The organism is Sulfurimonas sp., from assembly GCF_014859695.1.
Classification (GTDB): Bacteria; Campylobacterota; Campylobacteria; order Campylobacterales; family Sulfurimonadaceae; genus Sulfurimonas.
The window spans coordinates 1-3,956 of sequence record NZ_JACUTS010000117.1; the positions used below are offsets into that span (position 1 = coordinate 1).

7 protein-coding genes are annotated in these 3,956 nt (G+C 30.2%); all 7 read right to left on the reverse strand.

What is annotated here, in order from left to right:
• Nucleotides 1-81: 81 nt before the first annotated feature.
• Entirely contained in the window at nucleotides 82-831 is a 750-nt protein-coding gene (locus IBX42_RS11465) for a DNA methyltransferase (RefSeq protein WP_294933066.1), read from the reverse strand.
• On the reverse strand, nucleotides 819-1,121 hold the full coding sequence (locus IBX42_RS11470) for a hypothetical protein (RefSeq protein WP_294933068.1): 303 nt from the start codon (nucleotides 1,119-1,121) through the stop codon (nucleotides 819-821). Before IBX42_RS11470 ends, IBX42_RS11465 begins: the two co-directional genes overlap by 13 nt.
• A gap of 87 nt (nucleotides 1,122-1,208) precedes the next feature.
• Nucleotides 1,209-1,352 (reverse strand): hypothetical protein, encoded by a 144-nt coding sequence (locus IBX42_RS11475; protein ID WP_294933069.1) that lies wholly within the window; start codon nucleotides 1,350-1,352, stop codon nucleotides 1,209-1,211.
• A 25-nt stretch (nucleotides 1,353-1,377) separates the two neighbouring features.
• Nucleotides 1,378-1,590 (reverse strand): hypothetical protein, encoded by a 213-nt coding sequence (locus IBX42_RS11480; RefSeq protein ID WP_294933070.1) that lies wholly within the window; start codon nucleotides 1,588-1,590, stop codon nucleotides 1,378-1,380.
• Nucleotides 1,591-1,624: 34 nt separating this feature from the next.
• On the reverse strand, nucleotides 1,625-2,506 hold the full coding sequence (locus IBX42_RS11485) for a type II restriction endonuclease (protein WP_294933071.1): 882 nt from the start codon (nucleotides 2,504-2,506) through the stop codon (nucleotides 1,625-1,627).
• A complete protein-coding gene (locus IBX42_RS11490; RefSeq protein ID WP_294933072.1) occupies nucleotides 2,499-3,092 on the reverse strand; it encodes a hypothetical protein in 594 nt (197 codons plus the stop codon). The genes IBX42_RS11485 and IBX42_RS11490 overlap by 8 nt, the downstream gene beginning before the upstream one ends.
• A gap of 2 nt (nucleotides 3,093-3,094) precedes the next feature.
• Nucleotides 3,095-3,956 (reverse strand): DNA adenine methylase (locus IBX42_RS11495; protein ID WP_365943700.1); only part of this gene is annotated, 862 nt, incomplete at its 5' end.

A 3,956-nucleotide genomic window follows, 5' to 3' on the forward strand; every position in this document is an offset into this window, starting at 1 on the left:
TTATCTTCTAAAAGAATTGAATCCATATTTATATCCTAAATAAAGAATGTATTCCGAATAATACACTACTTTTAAGAATTTTTAGCTTTTTTTGAATATGAAGAGATGCTCATGCATAATAAGTAAAAAATTTGCCTCTTTGCTTTTCTTTACCCAAAACCCCGTAGCCTTGCAATTATGCTGATGTTTAATGATGTCTTCTTTAAGCTCAAATCCTGCTTTTAAAAATCTCTGCATTACCATAAACGCCATAGGTTGATACATCTTATTTCTTCTCGTATCTCCAATTAAAATGGCGCAATATTTATCTTTTTTCAAAACCCTATAAAGCTCATTTGCTACTTTTTCCATCTCGTCACAAAACTTTTCTAAATCATGTATGTTTGAGAGATCTTGCTCAATCTGTTTTTCACTATATTTTATAATATCCGCATAAGGTGGATGATTTAAAATAAAATCAATGCTTTCATCTTTTAGTAGCGACAAATCTCTTGCGTCGTTAAGCTCTACTCTTATTTTAGGGTTGTATTCACATTCAAATTCAAGTGCTTTTTGCGTTAATTCTATTGCATGTGGATTTATATCCAAGGCTAAAAGATGGCGATTTAAAAGTTTGCACTCTATAGCAGTTGTTCCGCCGCCAATCATAGGGTCTAGTAAACAATCTTTCTCTTTTGAATATCTCAAAAGAAGATTTCTCACAACTTCAGGTGCCCAGTTTCCTCTGTACTTTGAATTATGCGTAGCCCACTTTCCCCGACGAGCAAAACTCCAGACAGTTGTACATTCCTGCTCGAAATTTTCAGGTTGGAGTTTTTTTATTTTAGACATAATTCTAAATACTCTGTTTTAATAAGTAAACTCGGATAATCAAATTCAAATGAGTAGTCAAATACATCAGGATGTTTAGGGTCTATTTTTTTATCTATCTCTTCAAATTCATCGTCCGATTCACACCAAACAAGAGAATAATCTTCTAATGTGTCAAACTTGCAAGTTCTACCTTTTTGTAAATACAACCATTCCCAATGCTTACTACGCCAAACCATATAGTTATCGATGATATAATCAGTCACCAATTCACTATCTTCTGCTATATAAAGTTTTTTGTAATTTTCCATTATCATAACTTTGTCCTCAAATTAAATTACTAATATAATAGCAGATTGAAGAAAAAATTTAAAAAATATGGCTAATTGTCATACTTTTTAAAAAATTTCCTCTATAAGATCATCATCTTCAAGATTTAAATTTTGAACAAATCTCTCAAATAAGAATGCGTCTAATATAAAATATCTTTTCTCATGAAAACCGACCCAAACTTTTTTATATTTTTTGATGTACTTTTTCATTGAAAACACAGTAGGATTACAGCAATTAAGGTTGAACACCTCTAACTCTTTTTTCATGTAAAAGCACCTCTATTTCAAGCTCTAAATATCTCAAAATCTTATGCAGAGTTTTATTGTTTAGATTGCTTGTTCGTATTGACTGATAAAAGACAACTTTGTCAATTTCTAAAGCCTTATAAACATCAACAGGCTTTAAATTTCTCTTTTTTAAAATCTCTTTTAACTGTTTTTCAATCATAATCTTAGCCTTTGAAAACTTAAAAGTAAGTTAATTAACTTACTATTTCTTTTAAAATCTCATTTTTGAGCATATCTAAATTTATTACATAATCATTATGTATAAAAGTTTCTTCTAAAGGTTTAAGTGAAGTAAGCCAACCTTTGCCGTCAGTTATCCAGATAAAATCAATGTTTTGAGATTTTACAAAATTATTTAAGTATTGATATTCGCCAGCGGTTGCTTTGAGCTTTGAACCGCCGCCGCTATAGTAGTTTACCTCAATTAAAAACAGCTTATTTTTTGCCTTATCAAACAGAGCAAAGTCAAATCTTCTGCTATTTTTATCAATTTTTATATCATAGTTGAAAAATTCTTTTATCCTTTTTTGCGTTGCTTGCTCTATAAATTGCAGGTTTTTGTTTTCCTCGCAAAACTCTTCTAAAAACTTAAACACAAGTTTTTCCATGATGCTGCCAGTTCTGTTTTTTCTCGCATTTGTATCAAAACCGACCTCAACACCAAAACAGTAATCAACTAAATTTTTAATTACTTTACTTTCAAAAATATCTTTTAATCCACTCTCTTTAAAAAAAATAAGCAGCTCTTTTTTTATGTTTTCATCAATCGGATCATGAAAAATATATTTTTTATTTTCAGGCACTAAAGTCTCTATATCAGTTATAACAGGAGTACAAGATAGCTTATCATCTCTAATCGCAATCAATATTGGAAGTATTTTTCTAACTTTTGGATACTCTTCAACCAAAGATAAAAACTCTTCTTCAAGGTTCTCTTTTCCGATAAGATAATTAAGGAGGTTGAGTTCTTTTTCTATTGTTTTAACATTCTTTTTCACTTTTTCAAAGTCTGTAAAATAATCCCATGTAAGTATAGAGTCTTGAAGTGTGTTTTTTAAGGTTTCAAATTTATACATTTTGAAGTCCGTTATAAAGCATTGCTCGTCCTGAAAAGCTCCAGTAAGTAATATCTTGTTCAATAAAAAGCCACTTAATAACTTTTAAAAAGGTTTCTATTTTGATTTTGCCAATTGAATCGTTAGTTAAATTAGTCAATATAATAGCACTAGGATCTGTACAGAAATAGATATCCGCAATAGCACTCATTACTATTTTAAAGTCACTTGCATTTTGATTTTTTAGACTAGTTAGTAATATCTCTATGCTTTTATGACTTGGTGTTTTAGTATATCTTTTTTGTTGCTTATCAGTTGGAGAAAAAAATGAATATGTTTTTGTGTTTACAGTGAAATCAAATCCCTTATTTAAAATTGCCGGTCTTTGCAAATAAATTATTTCATCATCAATTTGTTCAACACAATAAATAACTTTTGTAGAATTTTCTGCTTTACCGGTGCCGGCCTGTTCAGATTTAAATAAATCTACTATTTCATCTCTTATCTTTTTACGATTTTGCTCATGAGTGCAACCATTTATTTTTTGTTGCTGAAACACACCTATTTTGTCAATATGACTAAATCCATTTTTAATAATTGAACACAAAATTAATTCCTTACCAAAACTTCACTTATCTTTCCACGACCACTGCTTTTACTATTAATAAACCTATTCGCTTGTATCTCTTCAATATGAAATTCATCATATAGTTTTTTTATAAAATCCGTATCAGAGTTTGAGTGCGCGACTTTACATTCTTTTTTATTTAACTTTTTAAAAACTTCAAAAAGTTCACTCTGCTCTTTATCTAAAAATGAGAACTCACTATATGATGTAAAACTTGATGTTTGTGTTAATGGGTAATATGGAGGATCAAAATAGACAAAATCATCTTTTGAAGCATGTTCCATAACATCTTTGTAGGAAGTATTTAAAATGGTGGCTTTTTGCAGAGCTTCACTAGCGTTGTAGATGACAAATTCATCACAAATATTTGGGTTTTTATAACTCCCGATCGGTACATTATGGTAGCCTTTGCTATTTACTCTGTAGAGTCCATTGAAACATGTTTTGTTGAGATATATAAATCTTGTTGCTCTTAAAACATCGCCTTTTGCAAAAAAATCCTCTTCACGATCCCAAGCTCTTATATCATAGTAAAATTCTTTAGAGTGTTTTTCTTTAAATTCTCTTAGATTTTTTATAAGTTCAGATGGATTGTATTTTACAACATTATAGGCATTGATAAGTTCTGAGTTGATATCAAAAAGATAAACTTGCTTATCTTTTAAGATACCTTGTGAGTAGAGTTCAAAAAAGAGTGCGCCTCCTCCGACAAAAGGCTCAAAATAGTTGTTAAACTCTTTTGGAATAAGCGGGATAATTTGAGATAGCAGACCTCTTTTGCCGCCAACCCATTTTATAAACGGCTGATACTTTGTAAAGCTGGCTTGGTTTAACGGTGCGGTC